This window comes from Micromonospora phaseoli (assembly GCF_900109115.1).
Lineage (GTDB): Bacteria > Actinomycetota > Actinomycetes > Mycobacteriales > Micromonosporaceae > Micromonospora > Micromonospora phaseoli.
Genome location: NZ_FNYV01000002.1, coordinates 177,589 through 201,774 on the forward strand (window position 1 = coordinate 177,589; position 24,186 = coordinate 201,774).

At 71.9% G+C, this 24,186-nt stretch carries 24 protein-coding genes; 6 read left to right on the forward strand and 18 right to left on the reverse strand.

Going from position 1 to position 24,186, the window contains the following annotated elements:
* Window positions 1-311: 311 nt before the first annotated feature.
* The 7 genes from mnhG to BMY89_RS05650 form a co-directional block, all read right to left on the reverse strand.
* Complete coding sequence (gene mnhG / locus BMY89_RS05620) at window positions 312-689, reverse strand: monovalent cation/H(+) antiporter subunit G (RefSeq protein WP_092376036.1); 378 nt, start codon at window positions 687-689, stop codon at window positions 312-314.
* Window positions 686-949, reverse strand: a complete 264-nt coding sequence (locus tag BMY89_RS05625; RefSeq protein WP_092376038.1) for a monovalent cation/H+ antiporter complex subunit F — start codon at window positions 947-949, stop codon at window positions 686-688. Before BMY89_RS05625 ends, mnhG begins: the two co-directional genes overlap by 4 nt.
* Entirely contained in the window at window positions 946-1,575 is a 630-nt protein-coding gene (locus BMY89_RS05630) for a Na+/H+ antiporter subunit E (RefSeq protein ID WP_232521078.1), read from the reverse strand. Before BMY89_RS05630 ends, BMY89_RS05625 begins: the two co-directional genes overlap by 4 nt.
* A complete protein-coding gene (locus tag BMY89_RS05635) occupies window positions 1,572-3,146 on the reverse strand; it encodes a Na+/H+ antiporter subunit D (RefSeq protein ID WP_092376041.1) in 1,575 nt (524 codons plus the stop codon). Before BMY89_RS05635 ends, BMY89_RS05630 begins: the two co-directional genes overlap by 4 nt.
* Complete coding sequence (locus BMY89_RS05640; RefSeq protein ID WP_092376046.1) at window positions 3,143-3,613, reverse strand: Na(+)/H(+) antiporter subunit C; 471 nt, start codon at window positions 3,611-3,613, stop codon at window positions 3,143-3,145. The genes BMY89_RS05635 and BMY89_RS05640 overlap by 4 nt, the downstream gene beginning before the upstream one ends.
* Complete coding sequence (locus BMY89_RS05645; protein ID WP_092376049.1) at window positions 3,610-6,435, reverse strand: Na+/H+ antiporter subunit A; 2,826 nt, start codon at window positions 6,433-6,435, stop codon at window positions 3,610-3,612. The genes BMY89_RS05640 and BMY89_RS05645 overlap by 4 nt, the downstream gene beginning before the upstream one ends.
* A gap of 132 nt (window positions 6,436-6,567) precedes the next feature.
* Entirely contained in the window at window positions 6,568-7,545 is a 978-nt protein-coding gene (locus BMY89_RS05650) for an ion transporter (RefSeq protein ID WP_232521079.1), read from the reverse strand.
* 135 nt (window positions 7,546-7,680) lie between these two features.
* Here BMY89_RS05650 and BMY89_RS05655 point away from each other — a divergent pair, with 135 nt between their 5' ends.
* The gene (locus BMY89_RS05655; RefSeq protein ID WP_175510304.1) at window positions 7,681-8,052 is read left to right on the forward strand and encodes a hypothetical protein; all 372 of its coding nucleotides are present in this window, start codon (window positions 7,681-7,683) and stop codon (window positions 8,050-8,052) included.
* Between the two features lie 26 nt (window positions 8,053-8,078).
* On the opposite strand, the gene BMY89_RS05660 is transcribed toward BMY89_RS05655, so the two are convergent.
* The 3 genes from BMY89_RS05660 to BMY89_RS05670 form a co-directional block, all read right to left on the reverse strand.
* Window positions 8,079-8,876, reverse strand: coding sequence for a M15 family metallopeptidase (locus BMY89_RS05660; protein WP_232521080.1), 798 nt, complete (start codon window positions 8,874-8,876; stop codon window positions 8,079-8,081).
* 41 nt (window positions 8,877-8,917) lie between these two features.
* Complete coding sequence (locus BMY89_RS05665) at window positions 8,918-10,159, reverse strand: D-alanyl-D-alanine carboxypeptidase family protein (protein ID WP_092377416.1); 1,242 nt, start codon at window positions 10,157-10,159, stop codon at window positions 8,918-8,920.
* Between the two features lie 69 nt (window positions 10,160-10,228).
* Window positions 10,229-11,473 carry a D-alanyl-D-alanine carboxypeptidase family protein gene (locus tag BMY89_RS05670; RefSeq protein WP_092377418.1) on the reverse strand — a complete coding sequence of 415 codons (1,245 nt, stop codon included), beginning with the start codon at window positions 11,471-11,473 and terminating at the stop codon, window positions 10,229-10,231.
* Between the two features lie 320 nt (window positions 11,474-11,793).
* Between BMY89_RS05670 and BMY89_RS05675 the strand changes: the two genes are divergently transcribed.
* Together BMY89_RS05675 and BMY89_RS05680 are read left to right on the forward strand one after the other, a co-directional pair.
* On the forward strand, window positions 11,794-12,726 hold the full coding sequence (locus tag BMY89_RS05675; RefSeq protein WP_092376051.1) for a hypothetical protein: 933 nt from the start codon (window positions 11,794-11,796) through the stop codon (window positions 12,724-12,726).
* A 156-nt stretch (window positions 12,727-12,882) separates the two neighbouring features.
* Entirely contained in the window at window positions 12,883-13,611 is a 729-nt protein-coding gene (locus BMY89_RS05680; RefSeq protein WP_092377421.1) for a class I SAM-dependent methyltransferase, read from the forward strand.
* A gap of 47 nt (window positions 13,612-13,658) precedes the next feature.
* Here the strand turns inward: BMY89_RS05680 and BMY89_RS05685 are convergent, their stop codons facing one another.
* A complete protein-coding gene (locus BMY89_RS05685) occupies window positions 13,659-14,381 on the reverse strand; it encodes a MerR family transcriptional regulator (protein ID WP_092376054.1) in 723 nt (240 codons plus the stop codon).
* 176 nt (window positions 14,382-14,557) lie between these two features.
* Here BMY89_RS05685 and BMY89_RS05690 point away from each other — a divergent pair, with 176 nt between their 5' ends.
* The gene (locus tag BMY89_RS05690; protein WP_092376057.1) at window positions 14,558-16,831 is read left to right on the forward strand and encodes an ATP-binding cassette domain-containing protein; all 2,274 of its coding nucleotides are present in this window, start codon (window positions 14,558-14,560) and stop codon (window positions 16,829-16,831) included.
* A 13-nt stretch (window positions 16,832-16,844) separates the two neighbouring features.
* Here the strand turns inward: BMY89_RS05690 and BMY89_RS05695 are convergent, their stop codons facing one another.
* Window positions 16,845-17,264, reverse strand: a complete 420-nt coding sequence (locus BMY89_RS05695; protein ID WP_092377424.1) for a protein-tyrosine phosphatase family protein — start codon at window positions 17,262-17,264, stop codon at window positions 16,845-16,847.
* An 82-nt stretch (window positions 17,265-17,346) separates the two neighbouring features.
* On the reverse strand, window positions 17,347-18,144 hold the full coding sequence (locus tag BMY89_RS05700) for a DedA family protein (protein WP_092376059.1): 798 nt from the start codon (window positions 18,142-18,144) through the stop codon (window positions 17,347-17,349).
* Between the two features lie 108 nt (window positions 18,145-18,252).
* Here BMY89_RS05700 and BMY89_RS05705 point away from each other — a divergent pair, with 108 nt between their 5' ends.
* Window positions 18,253-18,969, forward strand: coding sequence for a carbon-nitrogen hydrolase family protein (locus tag BMY89_RS05705; protein WP_232521081.1), 717 nt, complete (start codon window positions 18,253-18,255; stop codon window positions 18,967-18,969).
* Window positions 18,970-19,010: 41 nt separating this feature from the next.
* Here BMY89_RS05705 and BMY89_RS05710 read toward each other — a convergent pair whose 3' ends face one another.
* The 5 genes from BMY89_RS05710 to BMY89_RS05730 form a co-directional block, all read right to left on the reverse strand.
* Window positions 19,011-20,543, reverse strand: coding sequence for a serine/threonine-protein kinase (locus BMY89_RS05710; protein WP_092376062.1), 1,533 nt, complete (start codon window positions 20,541-20,543; stop codon window positions 19,011-19,013).
* A gap of 78 nt (window positions 20,544-20,621) precedes the next feature.
* Entirely contained in the window at window positions 20,622-20,828 is a 207-nt protein-coding gene (locus BMY89_RS05715; protein WP_092376065.1) for a hypothetical protein, read from the reverse strand.
* Window positions 20,829-20,830: 2 nt separating this feature from the next.
* A complete protein-coding gene (locus tag BMY89_RS05720) occupies window positions 20,831-21,886 on the reverse strand; it encodes a LacI family DNA-binding transcriptional regulator (RefSeq protein ID WP_092376068.1) in 1,056 nt (351 codons plus the stop codon).
* Window positions 21,887-22,019: 133 nt separating this feature from the next.
* Window positions 22,020-22,907, reverse strand: a complete 888-nt coding sequence (locus BMY89_RS05725) for a helix-turn-helix domain-containing protein (RefSeq protein ID WP_372433260.1) — start codon at window positions 22,905-22,907, stop codon at window positions 22,020-22,022.
* A 131-nt stretch (window positions 22,908-23,038) separates the two neighbouring features.
* The gene (locus BMY89_RS05730; protein WP_092376070.1) at window positions 23,039-23,284 is read right to left on the reverse strand and encodes a DUF397 domain-containing protein; all 246 of its coding nucleotides are present in this window, start codon (window positions 23,282-23,284) and stop codon (window positions 23,039-23,041) included.
* A gap of 253 nt (window positions 23,285-23,537) precedes the next feature.
* Between BMY89_RS05730 and BMY89_RS05735 the strand changes: the two genes are divergently transcribed.
* Window positions 23,538-24,185 carry a GGDEF domain-containing protein gene (locus BMY89_RS05735; protein WP_092377433.1) on the forward strand — a complete coding sequence of 216 codons (648 nt, stop codon included), beginning with the start codon at window positions 23,538-23,540 and terminating at the stop codon, window positions 24,183-24,185.
* The last annotated feature ends 1 nt before the right edge of the window (window position 24,186 follow it).

Sequence of the window (24,186 nt, forward strand, 5' to 3'; positions counted from 1 at the left end):
GCCGGGTTGGCGGGTGTGGGCGCGCGAGGGCGCGGCGAGGGCGCCGGAGGCGGTGGGGTGGGGCTGGCTTGCCGGGCGTCGAGGCGCGCTGACTAGCTGCGGTGTTCCGATCGCCGGGGCAAGCTGGTCAGGCCCGAGAAGGTGGCCGATCTGCCGGCGGGCACGACGGCGCGACACGGCAGGAGCCATAGGGCCCGGCTGCGGTTCTGTTCTCGCACGGCATGCTCCTTCCCGGTTCCCGTCGTGATCGACTTGATGCCGAGAAGACTATGGACGGCCGGGCGAGAGCGCAATGGATATTGAGTCGGCGGTCAGGCTCGGACCTCGTCGTCCCGGGCCCCGGCGATCCGATCCAGGTGGGCGGCGAGTTCGTCGGTGACCAGCAGGTCGGTGCGGATGTCGTCGTGCGGGTACGCGGCCCGACCGACCATGTGCGCGGCCACCGGGGCGGTGGCCAGTTGGAAGATGCCGACCAGTACCAGCGTGGTGATGTCGACCCCGGTCCGCAGCCGCAGCGCGCAGCCGATCAGCACCAGCAGCAGCCCGAGGACCTGCGGCTTCGCCGCGGCGTGCATCCGGGTGAGCAGGTCGGGGAAGCGCAGCAGGGCCACCCCGGCCGCGAGGCTGAGCAGCGCGCCGGCGACCAGGAACACGGCGGCGGCGATGTCGAGCACGGCGTCGAGGCTCATTTGGTGTTTCTCCGCGCGGCGAAGCGGGCGACGCTGACCGACCCGACGAATCCGAGGACTGCGAGGACCACCAGCACCGGCAGGGCGGTGGCGTCGCGGCTGTAGGCGGCCTCGGTGGCGATCGCGGCGACGATGATCGCCAAGAGCACGTCGGTGGCCACGGCCCGATCGAGGATCGACGGGCCACGGATGATTCGCATCAGGGTGAGCCCGCCGGCCACGGCGAGCAGCACGGTCACGGTCACGGCGACGGCGGTCATGTCGGCACCCCTTCCAGGTCGGCCGGTGGCGGTGGGTGAGCGACCTCGCGGACGCGGCGCTGCTCGTCCGAGGAGCCGATGGCGGCGATGATGCGGGCCTCGAGTTCCAGCACACCGCGCCGGAACCGCTCGACCTCGTCCCGGCTGTTCACCCCGATGACGTGGACGAACAGGGTGCCGGTGCTGCGGTCCGCCTCCAGGATCAGGCTGCCCGGCACCAGGGACAGCGCCTCGGCGGTGAGGGTGAGGTTGAGGTCGGTGTTCACCCGCAGCCGGACCGCGATGATGGCGCTGCGCGGGGTGTGCCCGGGGCGCAGCGCCATCCAGGCGATCTGGACGGAGGCGACCACGAGGTCCCGCAGGAAACGGAGCCAGAAGCGCAGCATCGGCAGCGGGTGGATCCGACCCGCGAACGTCACCGGAGGCAGTGGGAAGACCGCCAGCAGGACGGTGGCCACCACCAGACCACCGATCACGTTGGCCCAGGTGAAGGTGCCCCACAACAGAATCCAGACGGCGACCAGGCCGGTCACCGCGATGATCCGGTTACGGCGCAAGGCCGCCCGGCTCAGCGGCCGGCGCGGCGGATCGGTCGGCTCCGCCGGGGTCATCTGGTCGGGCTTCACGGCGCACCTCCCGGGAAGACGGCGTCGACGTACGGAGTCCGGCGCAGTAGGTCGTCGGCGGCGTCGGTGCTCAGCTCGAACAGCGGACCCGCGACCACGGTCAGCGCCAGCCCGAAGGCGACCAGCGCGATCGTCGGCGCGATCATCAGCTTGGGCAGCACGGCGCCCGACTGCCCGGCGGTGCCCTCGTCGGGCTCGACCGCGCCGTCGGTGCGGGCCGCCTGCTCCGCGTCGTCACCGGCCGGCATGTCCGGATGCGGTGCCCGCCAGAAGGCGAGATTCCACACCCGGGCGACGGCGTACAGGGTGAGCAGGCTGGTGAGCAGCCCACCGACGACGAGGATCCAGGCCAGCGGGCCGCCGTCGTCGATACCGGCCTGGACCAGACCCAGCTTGCCGAGGAACCCGGAGAACGGTGGGATGCCGGCGAGGTTCAGCGCGGGTACGAAGAACAGCACGGCCAACAGCGGCGAGAGCCGGGCCAGCCCGCCCAGGCGGTCCATGGCGGTGCTGCCGCCGCGACGTTCGACCAGACCGGCGGCGAGGAACAGGGTGGTCTGGATGGTGATGTGGTGCACCACGTAGAAGATCGCGGCGGAGAGGCCGAGCGACGAGGTGAGCCCCACACCGAAGAGCATGTAGCCGATGTGGCTGATCAGTGTGAATGACAGCAACCGTTTTATGTCCGACTGGGCGACCGCGCCGAGGATGCCGACCACCATGGTCAGCACCGCCGTCACCAGCAGCAGGGTGGCCGTCCGGCCGCCCGGGAAGAGCAGCGTCTCGGTCCGGATGATGGCGTACACGCCGACTTTGGTGAGCAGGCCGGCGAAGACGGCGGTGACCGGGGCGGGCGCGGTCGGATAGCTGTCCGGTAGCCACGCGGACAGCGGGAAGACCGCCGCCTTGATGCCGAAGGCCAGCAGCAGCATGCCCTGCAGCAGCAGCCGCAGATCGTCCGGCAGGGCGTCCAACCGGTCCACCAGCTGGGCGAGGTTGAGCGTCCCGGTCGAGGCGTACACCAGACCGATGGCGATCAGGAAGATCACCGACGAGAGCAGGCTTACCACCACGTAGGTGGTGCCGGCCCGGATCCGGGTCTCGGTGCTGCCCAGGGTCAGCAGCACGTAGCTGGCGACCAGCAGGATCTCGAAGCCGACGTAGAGGTTGAACAGGTCGCCGGAGAGGAACGCGTTGCACACCCCGGCGGTCAGCACCAGGTAGGTGGGGTGGTAGACCGACAGCGGCGTCTCCTCGCTGCCGTCGGCCATGCCCTGCCCGATCGAGTAGACCAGCACGCAGAGCGTCACCGAGGCGGAGACCACCAGCATCAGCGCGGCGAGCTGGTCGGCGACGAGCACGATGCCCAGCGGTGCGACCCAGCCGCCGACCTCCACCACGAGCGGGCCGTCCATGCTGGAGCGGACCAGCAGCGTCGCGGCTACCGCGACGGTGGCGGTGAGCACGGTGAGGCTGACCCACCGCTGGGCGCGTGGGCGGCCGAGCAGCAGCAGCGTCAGGGCGGCGCCGAGCAGCGGCATCACCACCGGCAGCGGGACGAGGTACGTCATCCGGTCCTCCCCGCGTCCGCCGTCGTGGCCACCGGCCGGTTGCCCCCGGTCGGGTCGTCGTCATCGTCGTCGTCCCCGCTGCCGGCGTCGGCGTCGCCGGGGCCCTCGTCGCGCTCCGCCAGATCCATGATCCGGCGGTCCTCGACGTCGTCCTGCACCTCGTCATGCCCGTTGAGATGCCAACTGCGGTAGGCCAGCGCGAGCAGGAACGCGGTCATGCCGAGCGTGATGACGATGGCGGTGAGGATCATCGCCTGCGGCAGCGGGTCGCTCATCTCCTCCTGCGGCGTGGTGCCGACGATCGGCGGTCCACCGGCCTGCCCGCCGGTCAGCAGCAGCAGGTTGGCGCCGTTGCCGAGCAGGATGACGCCCATCAGCACCCGGGTGAGGCTGCGTTCCAGCAGCAACGTCACGCCGGCGGCGACGAGCACGCCGATGACGATGACGTAGGTGAGGTTGGGTGTCACACCAGCTCCTTTTCCCGTACCTCGGCGCCGCCCTCGGTCTCCTGTTGACGGTCCATCTCGGCGCCGAGGCTGCGCAGGATGTCCAGCACCAGACCGACGACTATCAGGTAGACGCCGACGTCGAAGAAGACCGACGTCACGAAGTGGATGTGCCCCAGCACCGGCAGGTGGAAGTCGAGCAGCGCGCTCTGCAGGAACTCGCCACCGAGCAGCATCGCGGCCACCCCCGTGCCGACGGCGACGAACAGCCCGGCGCCGAGCACCACACCCGCGTCGACGGGGGCGGCGCCGTTGAGTTCGGTACGCCCACCGGCCAGATACCGCACGGCCAGGGCGAGCCCGGCGACCAGGCCCGCGGCGAAGCCGCCACCGGGGGCATTGTGGCCACTGAACAGCAGGTAGATCGAGAAGAGCACGATGGCGTGGAACAGCAGCCGGGTCACCACCTGGAGGATGACCGACTGGGCGCGGGCGGTGGCACCGGTGGTCAGCCAGCGCGGTCGGGCGGTCTCCGTCCGGCCGCCGCCGGGGATGTCGCCGCGCCGGTCGAGGTCACGGGCACGGCGGAAGATCAGGCTGGCCACGCCGGTGGCGGCCACCACGAGCACGGCGATCTCGCCCATGGTGTCCCAGGCCCGGATGTCGACCAGGGTCACGTTGACCACGTTCTTGCCGCCGCCGTAGGAGACGGCCTCGTCGGGAAAGCCGACGGAGACCGGTTCGGCGACCCGGGCGCCCGCCGCGACGTACGCCATGCCGGCGGTGACCGCGCCGACGGCGACGCCGATGGCGACCCGACCGCGACGGCTGGCGCGGATCGGCCGCTCGGAGAACTTCACCGGCAGCCGGCGCAGCACCAGCACGAACATGACGATGGTGACGGTCTCGACCAGGAACTGCGTCAGTGCCAGGTCGGGCGCGCCGTGCAGGATGAACATCAGCGCGATGCCGTAGCCGGCGACGCCGACCAGGATCATCGCGGTGAGCCGGCGCAGCGCGCAGGCGGCCATCACCGCGGCGACGACCACCACGGCACCGGCCACCGCCTGCAACGGGGTGTCCCAGAGGTGGAAGCCCCCCGACCAGGGAGCGCCGGCCAGCAGCGCGCCGCCCGGCAGCAGGACCAGGACCACCAGGATCACGCCGAGGTAGAACGGCAGCGAGCCACGCTGGGTGGCACCGGTCAGCTCCACCGCCAGCCGGTCGACGCCAGCAATCAACTTCTGGTACCCGGCGGCACCGTCGAAGGGCAGTCGCAGGGAGGCCCGGACCGTCTCGCGGCGCAGCAGGTGGAACAGCCCGAGACCGCCGGCCACCGCCAGCGCCGACAGGCCCAGCGCCGGAGTGAGCCCGTGCCACAGCGCCAGGTGGTAGCCGGGTTCGGCCGAGGGATAGAGGTCGGCGTACGGGGTGAGCAGGCGGTCCACCGCCGGGGCGAGCAACCCGACGGCGACGCCCGCCAGGGCCAGCACGGCCGTCGGCGCGAGGAAGGGCCAGGACAACGGCTTTGCCTCGGTGGCCTCGATGCCGGGCTTGTCGGCGAAAGCACCCCAGAGGAAGCGCAGCGTGTACGCGACGGTCAGCACCGAGCCGAGCAGCACCCCGGCGAGCACCACCAGGTCGACGACGCCGCCGTGCAGCAGCGCCTCGACGGCGGCCTCCTTGGCGACGAACCCGGCCATCGGCGGCAGACCGGCCATCGAGGCGGCGGCGAGCCCGGCCACCACGGCCAGGGCGGGTGCCCGGCGTCCCAGCCCACTGAGTTCGCGCAGGTCCCGGGTACCCGCGGTGTGGTCGATGACGCCGACGGTGAGGAAGAGGGTGGCCTTGAACAGGGCGTGGGCCAGCACCATCGCCGCGCCGGCGAGCGCGGTGTCCCGGGTGCCCGCGCCGAGGATCACCATCAGCAGTCCGAGCTGGCTGACCGTGCCGTACGCCAGCAGCAGCTTCAGGTCGACCTGACGCAGCGCGGCCCAGCCGCCGAGGAACATGGTGAGCAGGCCGGTGGCCAGCAGCACCGGCCGCCACGGGGCAGCGGCGGCGAGAGCGGGGCCGAGCAGCGCGACCAGGAACACGCCGGCCTTGACCATCGCCGCGGCGTGCAGGTACGCGCTGACCGGCGTGGGCGCTGCCATCGCTCCCGGCAGCCAGAAGCTGAACGGGAAGATGGCCGACTTGCTCAGCGCACCCAGCAGGATCAGCAGTGCGGCGACCGTGAGGTAGCCGCCGCCAGGCAGGTTTCCGGCGATCTCGGACCAGCGGTAGGTGCCGGCGTGCTGGCCGAGCATGACGAACCCGGCGAGCATCGCCAGACCGCCCAGCGTGGTGACCAGCAGCGCCTGCATGGCGGCCCGTCGGCTGGCCCGCTTCGCCGGGTCGCTGCCGATCAGCAGGTAGGAGAAGACGGTGGTCAGTTCCCAGAACACGTAGAGCAGCAGCAGGTCGTCGGAGACGGCCAGGCCGAGCATCGCGCCGGCGAAGGCGACGAAGACGGCGGCGAACCGACCCAGGCCGGGGTCGTCGTTGCGGAAGTACCGGGCGCTGTACGCGAGCACCAGCGCGCCGACGCCGCCGACCAGGACGACCATCAGCCAGGACAGCGTGCCCATCCGCAGGGCGAGTTCCAGCCCGAGCTGCGGCACCCAGGGCACCGTCTCGACCACCGGGTCGCCGGAGCGGACGCCGGCGGTGTGGGTGAGCGCCCAGACCAGGGTCGCGCCGGGCACCAGTGCCACCAGGTAGAGGGCGTTACGTCCCCAGAGCCGCACCAGCGCCGGGGCGATCACGGCTGTCAGCGCATGGACCGCCACCAGTGCCAGCACACACCCTCCCCAGAGATCATCGGCCGGTGTAACGACCCTATCCGGTGTCGGCCGTTATCCGCATCCGCCGTGATTCTGATCAAATGCGGACGCACCGATGGAGCGGAGCTGGTGGTGTGCGGGTTAGCTTGGTCAGTCCTTTCCGGTTCGACGCAGCCGCCCGTCATCGCGGTCGATGCGTAGTTCCCGTTCGAGTTCCACGATGAGGGTACGCAGGTCGTCCAGCCGTTGGCTGATGGCGATCCGGTCCACCTCGTCGGGCGTCCCGTCACCGTCGGAGTCGTAGCCGGGCGCCAGCCCCTCGGTCATCTCCAGCCGGCGCGCCTCCTCCATCGAGTTGACGAAGACCGCGACGAGGATGTTGAGCAGCAGATTGACGGTGATCACCACGAAGCTGCCGTAGTACAGCACGGTCCACGGGGAGACTTCCATGCCCTGCTCGATGAGGTCCGGCAGCGTCTCCAGCGACAGCAGCACGAACAGCGTCAGCAGGGATCGCCCGATGTCGCCGTACTCCTCGGGATACACCTCGCCGAAGATCAGCCAGCCGGCCATGCCGTAGACGTAGAGCGTCACCACGGCCAGGGCGAAGAAGCCGCCGATACCCGGCAGGCTGCGCCACAGCGCCGAGACGATCATCCGCAGGCCGGGCGAGAACCGGACCAGTCGGATCATCCGGAGCACCCGGACCACCCGCAGCAGCGCCGAGTCGCCGTGCAGGCCGGGGAGGAAGATCGCGGCGATCACCAGGAAATCGAAGACGTTCCACCCGTGCCGGAAGAAGTCCTGCGGACGGCGGCCATAGGCCAGCAGCCGGATGACGATCTCGACGACGAAGATCGTCCGGAAGCCCCATTCCAGCGCGTGCAGCGCGGTGCCAGCCGGGCCCAGGTCGGGATAGGTCTCCAGGCCGAGGACCACGCCGTTGGCGAGGATGACCACGATGATGGCGATCTCGAACGAACGAGACGCGGAGAGCCGGGCGCAGCACTCGACCAGCCGCTGACCACGGGCGGAGCGGGCCGGTCCACCCCGCTGGACCGGCACTGACGTCGGGCTCACCGTGCCGCCGGCACCGGTGCTGGCAGCGGGGCCGGTATCGCCACCCACCGTGCGTCGTTCGGGCGCTGACGGACGGCAATCATGGGCGACAGCCTACGGGGCGGCCGTACCGGGCATCAGCTGCCCAGCCGGCGTCTGATCACGCTTGCATCCGGTACCCGGGTACAGGGTTACCGTCGATGCATGACCGAGAAGAAGGCGCTGGTTGACCGTTCGTGGGTGCCGCCGACGTGCACGTTGCCGACCGTGGAGCAGCCACTGCGGCTGGCCGAGTTCGACGATCTCTTCGCCTCGGCCGTAATCGGGGTGCAGCGGGTTGACCGGATGCGGTTGCGGCTGGAGTTGCGGCCCGAGCCGGGGGGCGCCGGGCGGGCGGCGGAGTTGATGGTGCGGGAGACCGGCTGCTGCTCGTTCTTCACCTTCACCCTGACCGCGACCGGTGGACAGCTCGCCCTGGAGGTGGCCGTGTCGGCGGAACAGGTCGGTGTGCTCGATGCTCTCGCCGCCCGCGCCGAGGGGGTGGCCTCACCCCGGGGCCGCCCCCTCGGCGGTTGAGGTCGTCCCGGCGGGCGTCGTCGCGGTCAGTCGGCCGAGGCGCGGGCGACCGGCAGGTCGAAGTAGGAGTCCGGCCAGGGTTCCTCGCGGTACCGGAAGTGCCACCACTCCCGGTCGTAGCCGGCGAACCCGCCGTCAGTCATCAGCTGCCGCAGCAACCGCCGGTTCTCCCGTGCCGTGGCGTCGACCCGGGCCGAATCGACGTGCGCCAACGGGTCGAAGCAGTCGAAGCCGGTACCCATGTCGACGCTGTTGTCGGCGAAGCGCTGAGCACGCCCGGCGGTGCAGGCGACGAGCGGCTGGCCCGGGACGTACCGGGGCTGCTCCGGTGCCGGCACGTCGACCAGCGTGACGTCGACGGTGCTGCCCCGGCTGTGGGCGCTGGGTGAACCGAGGTACCCCAGATCGAACAGCTCCGACTTCGCCACCCCGGGGTAGAACTCGGCCTTCATCGCGTCCTGCCCCGGCTGGCCGGCCCAGCGGACGAAGTCGTCGGTGGCCCGCGCAGGGCGGTAGCAGTCGTACACCTTGAGGCTGCGGCCGATGGCCAGCGCGGCATCCTGCACCCCGCGCAACGCCTCGGCGGCCCGGCTGGTGAGCAGGCACAGTGCTTCGGGGTAGCCGTCCACGGGCCGGCCGAGGAAGTTGTGCGCCGTGGCGTACCTGATCTCGGAGAGAATGCGCCGATCCACGTCGGAGAGCACCACGAAGCCGGGGCGCGGCGACGCCGGCGACGGCTGGGGCGACGGTGGCGGCTCCGGCGTTGCCCGCCCACACCCGGCCACCACCAGCGCCACCGCGACGCCAGCGCCCAGCCTCTCCACCCACCTCCGCCCCACCGACGGCGGGCGGGCCGCCTGTGCGGTCACTCCGGGCGGGACGGGTTTCCCGTCCCGGCGGTGCGCACCCGCCGGCGGCGGCCGAGCAGACCGACCACGAGCAGGGTCAGGCCGACGGCGAGGCCGATCAGGGAGGCCGATCGGAGCTGTCCGGCGAAGGCGAGTTGGTCGGACGGCTCGGCACCGGACGCGCCTCCGGGCAGCGCCTGCGGCGGTGGCGAGGCAGGCGGTGGCGAAGCGTTGGCGGCGCCGGGGCTCACCAGCACACCGACGGAGGCGTCCCGGGGCAGCGCGAACCCCCAGTCGAGCAGCGCGGCACCCTGCTGCCAGCCCCGCTTGTCGGTCACGTCCGCGCCGAGCAGGGTGACTACGAGTCGGCGCCCGCCACGCTCGGCGGCACCGACATAGGTGTGCCGGGCCAGGTCCGTGTATCCGGTCTTGCCGCCCAGCGCGCCGGGATAGTGGTAGAGCAGCTGGTTGTCGTTGTCGATGGTGAAGCTCTTGGCACGTTGCCTCGGCTGGGCCGGGATGACCGCCTCCCGGGCGGCGACGTAGCGGCGGAAGTCGGCGTCGGCGAAGCAGGCCCGGGCGATCAGCGCGAGGTCGTACGCGCTGGTGAACTGTCCGGGACCGTCGAGGCCGGAGGGGGTCGCGGCATGGGTCTGGTACGCGCCGAGCAGCCGGGCCTGCTCGTTCATCGCCCGCAGCCCTCCGGCCATGCCGTCCGCGCCGCCGCCGAGGCGCGCCAGCGCGTTCGCCACCTCGTTGCCCGAGCGCAGCAACAGCCCCAGCCAGAGGGTGTCGACCCGGTACCGGCCACCGTCGACCAGCCCCACGGCCGAGCTGCCCGGCTCGATGTCGAGGTCACCGGCGGTGATGGTGACGACGTCGGCTGGGTCCAGTCGGGACAGCATGGTCGCGGCCAGCAGCAGCTTCTGCACGCTGGCCGGGGTCGCGTACTCGTGCGGGCCGCAGCCACCCAGCACCTCGCCGCTGTCCAGGTCGGCCACCAGCCACGAGGTGGCGGCCACCTTGGGTGGTGCCGGCACTCCCGGTGGGACCACCAGGCCGGACGTCGCCAGCCTGGCTCCGCCGACGGCCCGCTGCACCGGGTCCGGCGACGGCGTCACCGGGGGTGTGGGACCGGGAGCGGGTGGCGCCGGACGCGGGCACGGCAGCGGTGCCGCCGCGGCGGCGCTGGCGGCCGGGACGAGTGGCGACGCCACGAGCGCGGCGGTCAGCGCGACTGCCAGGCCGGAGACTCTCACAGTCAGCGACACTATCGGGTGAATTCCGGCGAGTCCGGCAAATCGATCAGCACGGAAGCCGAGCCGGGGTCAGCCGCCGGGCGGACGGCCGGCGGCACGTGACCGGCGGGCGGCGATGACCGCCAGGGCGATCGCGACCGCACCGACGGCCAGCGCCACGAACATCCCGGCGCCCGGCCCGTCGGCGACGGTGGCCGAGGCGGTGGCGGCCAGCGGCGGCGCGGCGGTCGGTTCGGGCGCGGACGGCGACGGCCCGGCGTCCAGCTCCCCCGGCTCCACCAGCCGGCCGACGCCTGCCTGCCGAGGCAGCGCGAACCCCCAGTCGAGCAGCGCGGCACCCTGCTCCCAGCCGCGCAGCGGACGCGGCTCGGCGCCGAGCAGCGTCACGACCAGTCGCCGCCCGTCCCGCTCGGCGGCGCCGACGTAGGTGTGCCGGGCGTAGTCCGTGAAGCCGGTCTTCCCGCCCAGCGCGCCGGAATAGCGATAGATCAGCTGGTTCTCGTTCTGGATCTCGAAACCCTTGCCGCGCAGCGCCTTCTGCGCCGGTATCCGGGTCCGCTCGGTCAGCGCGTACCGGCGGAAGGTCGGGTGATCGAAGCAGGCCCGCGCGATGAGGGCCAGGTCGTACGCGCTGGTGAACTGCCCGGGAGCGTCCAACCCGGACGGGGTGACCGCGTTGGTCTGCCGGGCACCGAGCCGACGGGCCTGCTCGTTCATCAGCCGTACCCCACCGGCCGCTCCGTCCGCTCCGCCACCAAGGCGGGCCAGCACGTTCGCCACCTCATTGCCGGACTGCATCAACAGCCCCAACCAGAGCGTCTCCACCCGGTACCGGCCGCCGGGCAGCAACCCGACGGCCGAGCTGCCCGGTGCGATGTCCAGGTCCGCTCTGGTCACGGTGACGACCTTCGCGGGGTCGAGCAGTGGCAGCATGGTCGCGGCCAGCAGCAACTTCTGCACGCTGGCCGGGGTCGCGTACTCGTGCGGGCCGCAGCCACCCAGCACCTCGCCGCTGTCCAGGTCGGCCACCAGCCACGAGGTCGCGGTGACCTTCGGCGGCGCAGGCGCCCCCGGCGGCACGACCAACCCCGTGGTGGCGAGCGCCTCTCCCCCGACGACCCGATGCTCCGCAACGGACGGCGGCGGAGTTGGCCGGGGCGACCGGACCACCTTCGGCGCCACCGCCTTCGGACAGGGCACCGTAGCGGGTGACGTCCGGGCAGCGCCCACAGTGACCGCGTCAGCACCTGCAGTCGCGGGGATCGCCGACACGGCGCTGACGACGTATACGGCGGCCAGAGCCCGAAGTCTCATGAACACGCAGACTAACGGCCAGATCGGCGGCTGACGCAGCGGCCGACGGTCGATCCGTCAGCCGTGCCGTCGGTGGTCGTCACGAAAAATCGTTGAACCGATCGCTCGCACCCGCCGTATCCACGACCGAACACACAAACCCCCCGGACCTGCGGCGGGAGCGCTCCCGCAGCTCGGTCCAACATGACCCCGGAGACGGTCGTCGGCAGGCGGGACGGCCGGCCGCAGCCGTCGAACTGTCATCCGGGCATCCACTGCGCATCAGCCGACGGGCACCCGAGGAGTCGGCCCGTCCGGCGGTCAATCATGAGGAGAGACGCATGGTCAGGCGTATCCACAAACCCCAGAAGCACGCCGCCCTGAAGCTTGGCGGGGTCGGTGTCCTGGCGGTGGCGCTCCTGGGGGCCGGCCTGACGCTGGCCTCCGCCGACGACGGCGCTGGCGCTGGCGCCGGCACCAGCGGGGCGCAGACGGCGAACTGCCCCACGGTCCGGGACAAGCTCTCCAACGTGCCGGCCGCCGCCGTCGCCGGCGTCGAGCAGGAGTTGGCCAACCTCGACAAGCAGATCGCGGAAGCCAATGCCCGCCTCGCCCAGCAGGCCGCCAACCCACAGGGCGGTCCCAACTTCATCCAGAACGCCATCCTCGGCCCCCTGGCCAGCAAGCGCACCGCCGCCCTCGACCGCATCGGCATCAACATCAATCGGGCCGGCGGCCAACGACCCGACCTCGCCAGCCTCGCCACCTGTGGCCTCAACGCCGCCGGCAATCCCAGCGCCGTCAACGGCAACGCGGGCAACGGCAACGCCGGCAACGCGGGCAACGGCAACGCGGGCAACGGCAACGCCGGAAACGGGAACGCCGGAAACGGCAACGCGGGCAACGGCAACGCCGGGAACGGGAACGCCGGAAACGGCAACGCGGGCAACGGCAACGCCGGTGCCGGTGTCGCCCAGACGGTGAGCTGCCCGACGGTCGCCGACCGGCTGCCGACCGTACCCGCCCAGGCCCTGGCGGAGGTGCAGCGCGAACTGGCCAACCTGGACAACCAGATCGCCGACGCCAACGCCCGCCTCGCCCAGCAGGCCGCCAACCCACAGGGTGGCGCGAACTTCGTCCGCAACGCCATCGTCGGCCCGCTGGAGGACCGGCGCGTGGCCGCCATCAACCGGATCGCCACGGCGATCGGCCGGGTGGACGGCAACCGTCCCGCCGAGTTGGTCAACCTGGCGGCACCCTGCACGGTGAGCTGACCGGGTAGCCCCACGACGGTGGGCGGCGGCATACCGGCCGCCGCCCACCTACATCTGCGCATTTGATCACAAATAGTTGACCGGCGGGTCACCCTCCGACTACAACCTCAGCAACGCTCGTCCGGACCCGCCGGCGGCGGTCGCGAGGTGGTGGCCGTGGCTCTGATCTCCTACGACGACACCGAGGCCGCCGCGTTCGCCGCCAGCCGGGAGCTGGCGCACGGCGGCCTGCACCGCTGGCGGTACGCCGTCCAGCAGCATCTCCGCCCCCGGGCCGGGTCGACCCTGCTGGACCTGGGCGCCGGCACCGGCGCATGGGCCGGCGCGTTCGCGCAGTGGTACGGCGTACGGGTGCTCGCGGTGGAACCGGCGCCGGCGATGCGCGACCGGTGCGCGCACCGGCCGTTGCTGGCCGGGGACGCCACCGCCCTGCCGCTGGCGACCTCCGGTGTCGACGGCGCCTGGCTGTCGACCATGATCCACCACGTCGCCGATCTGGACGCGATGGCACGCGAGCTGCGCCGGGTGCTGCGGCCCGGCGCCCCGGTGCTCATCCGTTCCCCATTCCCCGGGCGGCACCAGCGCATCGGGCTGTTCCACTGGTTCCCCGAGGCGGTCCGGGTCCTGGACGCCTATCCCAATCTGGCCCGGGTACGTGCCGCGTTCGCCCGGGCCGGCTTCCCGGTGAGCACGGTGGAGCCGGTCGCGCAGACCACCGCCGAGTCGCTGGCCGAGTACGCCGACCGGATGGACCGGCGGGCGCACACCCCACTACAGCTGATCAACGACGCCGAGTACGCGGCCGGCATGACGCGGTTGCGGGCGGCGGCCGGCACCCAGACCGGACCGGTCGTCGACCACCTGGATCTGCTGGTGCTGCGCTGAGACCCCACCGGCGTCCCGCTGCACACCGGTGCGCCCCGCCCGCACGGTCACGCCGACCCTAGATACCGCAGGTAGTCGTAGAGCGCCGCCGAGGCGGCCAGCCGTCGCAGGCTGCGCCGGTGCAGGTCCTGTTCCCGCCGGGCCAGCTCCGCGCGGACCCGCTGCGGGCTGCTGGTGCTCCGCATCTCGTCGAGCACGGCCATGATGATGTCGAACGGATAGGCACCCCGACGCAGCAGCGCGACGACCTGGGCCGCGCGCACCTCGGCCTCGTCGTACACCCGGTATCCGGTCCCCCGCTCGCGGACCGGCCGCAGCAGGCCGCGGGCCTCCCAGGAACGCAGTTGTGAGGTACGGACCCCGACCAGGTCGGCCACCGCACCCACCCGTACCGTCCGGCGCGGCACCGCGACCCGTGGGCTGGTCACCACCGTCTCGAACGCGCCGAGCACCCGGCGGATCTCCGCGCGCTCGCGGTCCAGCTCGGCGTGGCCCGCGTCGAGCGCCGCCAGCGCCGCCGGCGGGTCGGCTCCGTTCACCGCCAGCATGATTTCCCGGGTACGCGTCCAGCCGTGCCCGTCGGCCATCGTCCGGGCCACCGCGAGCGCCCGAGCGTGCGCCTCGGTGAAGATCCGGTAGCCGCTCGGGGTGCGCTCGACCGACGGCAGCACACCCAGATCGACGTAGTTGCGAACCTGCTGCACGGAGATGCCGGCCGTCGCGGCGAGATCGACCGCCCGCAGCCGGCGTTCGTCCCCGCCACCCGTCACCCGGGCACCCTACCCCTCCCACGTCGTTTGAGACTTTCGGTGCTATCTCGCCTCGGTGCGCTCTGGGAATGCGCATAAAGTCGCTACATGTAGGTGAATGAGACAATTTAATCCGGCCAGGCCACAGGAAGCCAGTTCCGGGCGGGAGTCCGTCCACGATCTCGCAGAGGGTTCGCATGCAGCTGCCAGCAGGGTCCGCCGCCGACAGTCACGACCTGATCGAGGTACGCGGCGCGCGGGAGAACAACCTCGCCGCCGTCTCGGTCGACATTCCCAAGCGCCGGTTGACCGTCTTCACCGGGGTCTCCGGATCGGGTAAGTCCTCGCTGGTCTTCGGCACCATCGCCGCCGAATCCCAGCGGCTGATCAACGAGACCTACAGCGCCTTCCTGCAGTCGTTCATGCCCAACCTCTCCTGGCCCGACGTGGACTCGCTGCGCAACCTCACCCCGGCGATCGTGGTCGACCAGGAGCGGATGGGCGCCAACTCCCGCTCCACCGTCGGCACCGCCACCGACGCGTACGCGATGCTGCGCATCGTGTTCAGCCGGCTCGGCAACCCGTCCGTCGGTGGGGCCGGCGCGTTCAGCTTCAATCTGGCCGAGGGCATGTGCCCCGCCTGCGAGGGCCTGGGCCGGGTCTCCGACCTCGACGTCAACGAGCTGGTCGACGTGGAGAAGTCACTCAACGGCGGCGCGATCACCGTGCCGAACTTCGCCGTCGACACGTGGTACTGGCAGAGCATCGTCGGCTCCGGCCTGTTCGACCCGGACGTCAAGCTCCAGGACTTCACCCCCGCCCAGTGGGAGGACTTCCTGCACAAGCCCGCCACGAAGATCAAGGTGGGCAGCAACAACATCACCTACGAGGGCCTGATCGTCAAGGTCCGCCGCCTCTACCTGGCCAAGGACCGCGACTCGATGCAGCCGCACATCCGGGCCTTCATCGACCGGGCGGTCACCTTCACCACCTGCGCCGAGTGCGACGGCACCCGACTCAACCCCGCCGCGCTCTCCTCGCGCATCGCCGGGCGCAACATCGCCGAGTGCGCCGCCATGCAGATCAGCGACCTGGCCGAGTTCATCCGGGACATCGGCGACGCGTCGGTCGCCCCGTTGACCGGTAACCTGCGGGACCTGTTGGACTCGCTGGTCGAGATCGGTCTCGGGTACCTCAGCCTCGACCGCGAGTCGGCCACCCTCTCCGGCGGCGAGGCGCAGCGGGTCAAGATGGTCCGGCACCTAGGCTCCAGTCTCTCCGACATCACGTACGTCTTCGACGAACCCACCGTCGGCCTGCACCCGCACGACATCGCCCGGATGAACGACCTGCTGCTGCGCCTGCGGGACAAGGGCAACACGGTGCTCGTCGTCGAGCACAAGCCGGAGACCATCGCGGTGGCCGACCACGTGATCGATCTCGGTCCCGGTGCCGGCGCCGCCGGCGGCCGGATCTGCTACACCGGCGACCTCGCCGGCCTGCGCCGTTCCGACACCCTCACCGGCCGGCATCTGGACCACCGGGTACGGCTGCGGGAGCGGACCCGCACCCCCACCGGCCAGTTGCCCATCCGGGGCGCCGACCTGCACAACCTGCGTGACGTCAGCGTCGACATCCCGCTCGGCGTGCTGACCGTGGTCACCGGGGTGGCCGGCTCCGGCAAGAGTTCCCTGGTGCACGGCTCGCTGCAGCGCCGCGACGGCGTGGTCGTGGTGGACCAGTCCCCGATCCGTGGCTCCCGACGCAGCAACCCGGCCACCTACACCGGCCTGCTCGACCCGGTACGCACCGCCTTCGCCAAGGCCAACGGGGTGAAGGCCGCCCTGTTCAGCGCCAACTCCGAGGGCGCCTGCCCCACCTGCAAAGGCATCGGGCTGGTCTACACCGACCTGGCGATGATGGCCGGCGTCGCATCGGTCTGCGAGCAGTGCGAGGGCCGCCGCTTCACCGACAAGGTGCTCACCTACCGGCTGCGCGGCAGGAACATCAGCGAGGTGCTCGGCATGTCCGTCGCACAGGCCCGGGACTTCTTCCCGAGCGGGCCGGCCCGGGTGATCCTGGACCGGATGGCCGACGTCGGGCTGAGCTACCTCACCCTCGGCCAACCGCTGACCACCCTCTCCGGCGGCGAGCGGCAGCGGCTCAAGCTCGCCATCCGGATGGCCGACAAGGCCAGCACCTACGTGCTGGACGAGCCGACCACCGGCCTGCACCTGGCCGACGTGGACCAACTGCTCGCGCTGCTCGACCGGCTCGTGGACGCCGGAAACACGGTCCTCGTCATCGAACACCACCAGGCGGTCATGGCGCACGCGGACTGGTTGATCGACCTCGGCCCGGGCGCGGGGCACGACGGCGGCCGGATCGTGTTCACCGGCACCCCCGCCGACCTGGTGGCAACCAGCGACACCCTCACCGCCCGCCACCTACGCGAATACATCACCCGCTGATCCGGCTGCGCCGTCAGGGCAGGCGGCGCAGCCAACGGCGCTGCCAGGGCGTCTCCACCGCACCGGGCCGGTAGACGGCACGCACCCAGTCCACCGCCCGCTCGGCCGGCAGCCCGTCGAGGATCGCGAGCGCCGCCAAGGCGGTGCCGGTCCGACCTGTGCCACCCCGGCAGGTCACCTCGACGCGTTCGCCCTGGTAGCCGCGCCGCAGCGCCTCGCGCAGCGCGTCCACCGCGTCGGCCCGGTCCACCGGTACCCAGAAATCCGGCCACCGGACCCGCCGGTACGCCCAGCTCGGCACCGGCCCCGGGGCAAGCAGAAGGCTGAAGTCGGCCGGCGAGACCGGATCCGCGATCCGCCGCCCGCGCACCCGAACGCCGCCGGGCAGTTCGACCACACCGACACCGTCCGCCCAGCCCGGTCCGTCATCCACCCGCACAGTCTCCCTCCCCACGCTCCCCTACCCACGCCGAGGTCAGCCACACCGTTCACGCCGGCCCGGGCCGGCGCGACGGTCAACGCCTCGGGCCCGGTTCCTGCGGGTCGTCGGCCCAGGCGCTGCGGTAGATGGTGCCGCGCCCGTCGGGATCCGGTACGCCGACCGACGCCGAGTCGGCCAGGCCGGCACCGCTGTCGTTCGACCGCAGGCCGCCGGCGCGCCGTGACCGGCGCAGTCGGGTGACGACGAACCAGGCCAGCCCGAGCACGCAGCCGACGATCACCAGGTTCTGCAGGATTCCGGCGTACCCCTCGACCAGGTGCCAGTTGTCGCCGAGCAGAAACCCGGCCAGCACGAAGGTGGTGTTCCAGATCAGGCTGCCCAGTGTGGTGTAGACGGCGAAGGTGAGCAGCGGCATGCGTTCCACCCCGGCCGGAATGGAGATCATGCTCCGGAAGATCGGAATCATCCGGCCGAAGAAGACCGCTTTGACCCCGTGCCGCAGGAACCACTCCTCGGTCCGGTCGATGTCGCTGAGCTTCACCAGGGGCAGCTTGGCGGCGATCGCCCGCGTCCGTTCCCGGCCCAGCGCGGCACCGATCCAGTAGAGCGCCAGCGCACCGACCAGCGAACCGAGAGTGGTCCAGAAGATCGCGCCGATCACACTCATCCGGCCCTGTGCCGCGACGAAGCCGGCGAGCGGCAGGATCACCTCGCTCGGAATCGGGGGGAAGAGGTTCTCCAGCGCCACCGCCAGCCCCGCCCCCGGGCCGCCGAGCCGCTCCACCAGGTCGGTGATGAAGCCGACCAGGCCGTCCTCGGGCGGTGCGGACTGGCCGAGGACGACTGCGGGAACGGACGGTGGGTGCGTCATGTCCTACACGCTACGAACTGTCCCTGTACGGCGTCACACCGGCCTGGGCCACCGGAACACACACCAGGCTGAGGACGGGGGCGAGGGCCGCCGCCTAGGGTTTGCGGGGTGACGGATGAGTCTGCACGCGGTCCACTGACGATCGCCGTCGCCCAGCCACGGTGTGTGGCGTACGACGTCGAGGCGAACGTGCTGGCGCACGCCGCGCTGGTTCGCGCCGCGACGTCCCGGGTGGTGGTCTTCCCGGAGCTCTCCCTGACCGGTTACGAACTCGACGCCGTGTCGGTCGACCCGTCGGATCCGCGGCTGGCGCCACTGGTCGAGTCGTGCGCCGAGGCGGGGACCCTGGCGTTGGTCGGCGCGCCGGTGACAGGGGAACACGGGGAGCACATCGCCGCCCTGGCCGTGGACGCCGCCGGGGCGCGGGTGGCGTACCGCAAGATGTGGCTCGGCCCGGTCGAGGCCCGCCGGTTCACGCCCGGCCCGACGCCGGCCGTGCTGGAGGTCGACGGTTGGCGGCTGGGCCTGGCGATCTGTAAGGACACCGGCATCGTGGAACATGCCGCGCGCACCTGCGCGCTGGGCGTCGACGTGTACGCGGCGGCCATCGTCGATTCGGTGGCCGAGGCGGCGGTGCCCGAGCAGCGGGCGTTGCGGATCGCGACCACGCACCGGGTGATCGTGGCGGTGGCCAGCTTCGCCGGTTCGACCGGCGGCGGCTACTCCGAGACGGCCGGACGATCGGCGATCTGGGCGCCGGACGGGTCGGTGCTCGCCCGGGCCGGGATCGCGCCGGGCGAGTTCGCCCGCACGACGCTGACCTGACACCGGCCGCTGCGGCGGAACAACGACCGGAGCCCGGTCAGTCAGTCGTCGGCGGGCAGCGTCGTCTCCAGCCGGTCGAGCAGGTCGTCCAGCCGATCGGCGAAGTCCTCCGGGAGCCGCCCCCGCTCCACCTCGTGGTCGAGGCGGTCCCGCAGGTTCTCGAGCTGCTTCTCGTGGTCCTTCGGCCTGCCCCCGACGAGCTCGCCGAGCTCCTTGCGCAGCCGGTCGGCGGCCTTGTTGTCGATCTCGCCGGTGAGCTGTGCCGCGGCGAGCAACGCGATGAGTTCGGCGGCCGCCTGCCGCAGGTTCACCGGCTCCGGCTCGAGAGTCGCCGGCGTCGCACTGGGCGTGGGGGCAGCGGGCGCGGTCGTGGTGGGCGGGGCGGCCGACGAGGTGCCGGGTGCGGCTGCCCGTGTCCCGTCATCGCGGTCGCCGAGGGCGAGTACCGCGGTCAGGCCGACGAGCAGCGCCAGCCCGGCCGCCACCAGGGCCCCCACGGGCGGACGGGCGCGCCGCGACGGGTGTGGCGGCCGTCCGGCCGCGTGCCCGGCGTGGGCCGTCGTCCGGCGCGGGCCACCGGCCCCGGCCGTGGCGGGCCAGGTGCCGGCGGCCTCCACCAGGGTCGGTGGATGACTCGGCACCGCACGGGTGTCGGAGTCGTCCGTCGCGTCGTGGCTGTTGGCGGTCGCCGTGCCGGACAGGAGTGGCAGCACGGCGGTGGACGGTCCCACCGTCCCGGCGGCAGCGGCGCGGAACCGGGCGGCCACCTGCCCGGCCGTGGGGCGCCGCCGCGGGTCGGCGTCGAGGCAGGCCCGCACCAGTTCGGCGAGTTCGGCCGGCAGGCCCGGCGCCCGCAGCCTCGGTACCGGTGGACGGCGCGCGTGTACCACGACCGCGTCCTCCCAGCTATGCACGGGCAGCGGGACCGCACCGGTGACGGCTCGGTGCAGCAGCACGCCGAGGGCATAGACGTCGCTGGCCGGGTGCGCCACGTCGACGCTCAGCCGCTCCGGCGCGGTGTACGCGGGCGTACCCATGATGATCCCGTCGGCGGGCCCGGAACCGGCGTGCTGCGGCCCGGTGGGCGCGGCGATGCCGAAGTCGAGCACCTTGGCACCGGTCTCGGTGAGCATGACGTTGCCGGGCTTGATGTCGCGGTGCACCACGCCGATGCGGTGCGCGGCGGCCAGGGCGGCGGCGATCTCGGCTGCCATCCGGAACGCCGGCTGCCAGTCCAGTGGTCCGGCGGCCAGGCGGTCGGCCAGGTTCTGCCCGTCGACCAGCTCCATCACCAGGTACGGCACGACCGCGCCGCCGGCCAGGGTCGCCTCGCCGTAGTCGTACACCTGGGTGACGTGCGGGTGAGTCAGGCGCGCCGCGGCGCGGGCCTCCCGCCGGATGGTGGCCCGCAGGTCCGGGTCCACGGCGTACGTGCCGGCGAGGACCTTCACCGCGACGGGTCGGCCCAGGACCTCGTCCTCGGCGCGCCACACCTCGGACATTCCGCCGAGGCCGATGCGGTCGTGCAGCACGTAGCGGTCGTGCAACCGCAGGCTGGGAGTGAACGGCGACATGGGCCTCCAGTCTGCCTGCTCCCCACCCGGTGCACCACCCGCCGTTCGAGGGCGACCGGCGGGCGGTGCCCGCGACCGCTACTGCGTGCAGGTGGTCCGGGCCGGCAGGGCGGTCGGCTGGATCTGGTCGGCCAGCCGGCGCAGAGCCCCGGCGGCGAGCCGGCGGGTGGCCAGCAGTCGCGCCGCGCGGGGCGGGTCGGGACGGACCGGCGCGTCCGGCCGGGCGGACATGACGTGACGCGTGACGGCGTCGACAGCGAAGATGAAGCCGGCGGGCTGTTCCATGGTCAACTCCTCGGTACGGGTCCGGAGCTGGTCCGGACAACGAGCGTGGTGGGCAGCAGGATCTGGCGCGTGGTGGCGTCCGGGGGCGGGTCCAGCAGCAGCGCGGCGGCACTGCGTCCCTTGTCCTCGCCCGATTGGCGCACGGTGGTCAACCCGGCCGGCGCGGCCTCGGCGATGTCGTCGAAGCCGGTCACCGACACCGGCCGAGGGTCCTGGCCGGCGCCGCGCAGCACCTCGAGTGCGCCGAGCGCGAGGACGTCGGAGCAGGCCAGCACTGCGGTGGGTGGCTCGACGCCGGCGGGCAGTTTCCGGACGGCTGCGGCACCGGCGACCCGGGTGTTGTCGGGGGCGGTGAGCACCGTCAGCTCGGGCCAGCGGATGCCGGCCGCCGCGAAGGCGTCGGCGAAGCCGGCCAGCCGGTCACGGGTGGTGGGATGCGGTACGTCGGCGACATCGGTCACCCGCAGCGGCCCGGTGGGGGCGTCGGGCAGGACATCGTGGCCGAGCAGGGCGACCCGTCGGTGACCGAGACCGGTCAGGTGCTCGGCGACGGATCGGGCCGCGGCCCGCTCGTCGATGCCGACCCACCGGTCGCCCTCACGGGGGCGGGCCGAGGTGGTCACGAAGGGCAACCCGCGGCCACGGATCGTGTCGAGAATGCCCTCCTCGTCACCGGCGCAGTAGACGCAGAACCCGTCGACGGCGGCGTTCTCCACCGCCTTGCGCGCGCCGGCCGGTTCACCGGGCAGCGGCACCAGCAGCAGGCTGCTCTCGTGCCGTTCGGCCGCCTCGGCCACCCCGGTGAGGAATCGCACCGCGAAGGGGTCGGTGAAGGCGTACGACAGTCGCGAGGTGAACAGCACCCCGATCGCGCCGACGAAGCCGCGCCGCAACGACCGGGCCGTCGGATCGGGCCCTGGATAACCCATCTGCCGTGCGGTGTCGAGGATGCGCTGCCGCAACTGCGGCGAGAGCTGATCGGGACGACCGTAGGCGTTGGAGACGGTGCTGCGCGAGACACCGACCGCCTCGGCGACGGCCCGCAACGTGGGCTTCACCGGCAACCCCTCTCTGGATCGATCCAGTCTGGATCGATCCAGAGATTAGTCGCACAGCCCGAGAGATGTCAATGCAGATGGATGTGGGGCCGATCCGCCGACCCCGCGCGGGTCGGTCAGCAGCGCCGGTCGGTCACCGGGGGCCGAGATCGGCGATGATGCCCTCGAGGATGGCCGACGTACGCTCCGGCGGCTCGGCCTCGACGCAGAGCCGTTCCATGGCCACCGCGTAGAAGTCGAGGTCCTCGCGCTTGTCCAGATAGATGGCGCTGGTCAGCTGCTCGATGTAGACGATGTCGGGCAGATCCTGGTCACCGAAGCGCAGGATGGTGAAGGCGCCCCCGGCGGCGGCGTGCCCGCCGGCGGCGAACGGGATCACCTGCAACCGGACGTTCGGCGTCCGGGTCGCCTCGAGCAGCGCCTCCAACTGGCCACGCATCACCTGGGGCCCACCGATCGGGCGGCGCAGCGCCGCCTCGTCGACCACCGCCCACAGGCGCGGTGGATGTGGCCGGTGCAGCAGTTCCTGGCGTCGCATCCGCAGATCCACCCGACGGTCGATCTCGGCCGGGCCGGCTCCGCCGTGGCCGAGCAGCACCACGGCCCGGGCGTACTCCCGGGTCTGCAACAGGCCCGGGACGAACTGCACCTCGTAGCTACGGATGAGCGCCGCCGCGGCCTCCAGGCCGAGGTACGACTGGAACCAGGCCGGGAGGACGTCGCCGTAGCGGTGCCACCAGCCCGGATTGTTCGCGTCCCGGGCCAGCTTGAGCAGCGCCGTACGTTCCTGCTCTGCGGTCACCCCGTACAGCGTGAGCAGGTCGGCGACGTCGCGCTCCTTGAACCCGACCCGCCCCAGCTCCATCCGGCTGATCTTCGATTCGGAGGATCGGATCTCCCAGCCGGCGCTCTCCCGGGTGACCCCACGCGATTCCCGCAGCCGCCGCAACTGGGCGCCCAGCAGCATCCGCAGAACAGTCGGTCCCACTGCCGGGCTCTCCTCGGCGGAAACCATGGTCACCTGCCGTCCTCCGCATGCTGTAGGCGGTCGAATCGGTGGACCGGCCCGACCGACGTGTAAGCATGCCATGAACTGTCGGTGAGGTGAACCTCCATCCCGGCGCGGCGAATCCCGCCGATGGGATGGAGGAATCAGCCGATCAGATGATCGAAGTCACCGTCCCGAGCGCCGAGCACGAACGCCGCGATCTCGTCCACGGTGTAGATCAGCGCGGGTCCGTCGGGGTGCCGGGAGTTGCGCATCGCGATGCCCCCTCCCCCCGGCAGCTCCGCCAACTCGACGCAGTTCCCACTGGGATTGCTGCGCCGGCTCTTCTGCCAGGCGAGGGGCGGCAACTGGTGGACGGGAACACCGTTGGGCGGCTGCGGCTGCTGCATGGTGGCGTCTGTTCTCTCCGATAGGCGCCGGTGCCGTGGGAGGAGCGGTAGCGGCAAGGGGGCGGCGTCGGCTCATTCTGCACGTGCATCTGCTATTGCATCTGCATTGGACAGCGAGCATGATAACGCATGTGCGCTGTGCGTACCTGCTCACGTTCTGTATCGCGAATCCGGCCGCCATCAGGGGAAACGAGGTGTCTGGCAGCACCTGTTCGCCGGTGCTGGGCCCGCTTCGCGGCGAAGGGAGATGTCGGTGCCGGATCCGGTTACCATCGCGTCCGGCATCTGCGCCGCAGGGGCACTGCTCTCTTCCTGGCAGCTGAGCCGTCGGGCCGTCCGGGCCGAGGCCGAGATCGGCCGCCTTCAGGCCGAACTCACCGCTGAACGACACGCCGCCAGCCACGACCCGCTGACCGGGCTACCCAACCGGCGCGCCTTCTACCGCCTCGCCGCCACGCTGCTCACCGACTGCTCCGGCCGACCACTTGTCGCGGTCGTGCTGGACCTCGACGACTTCAAGCAGGTGAACGACCGCTACGGGCACGCGGCCGGCGACCAGGTGCTGATCAGCGTCGCCGAACGGCTGGCCACCTTCGCCGGCGACAACCTGGTGGCCCGGCTCGGCGGTGACGAGTTCGCCGGGCTGCTGGCCAGCCCGACCCTGGACCGGCGGTGGATCGAGCACGCCACCCGACGGCTGTGCGACATGCTCGCCGCGCCGATCCCGCTGGGCACGACGACCCTCCAGGTGACCGCCTCGGTCGGTCTGGCGCCGGTGCACGGCAGTCAACTCACCGAAGCCCTCGACCGCGCCGACGCGGCGATGTACGAGGCCAAGGGGATCGGCGCCGGCCGCCGGGATCGGGCGCTGCGCGACACCGCGCACCTGGCCGAGTGCTGAC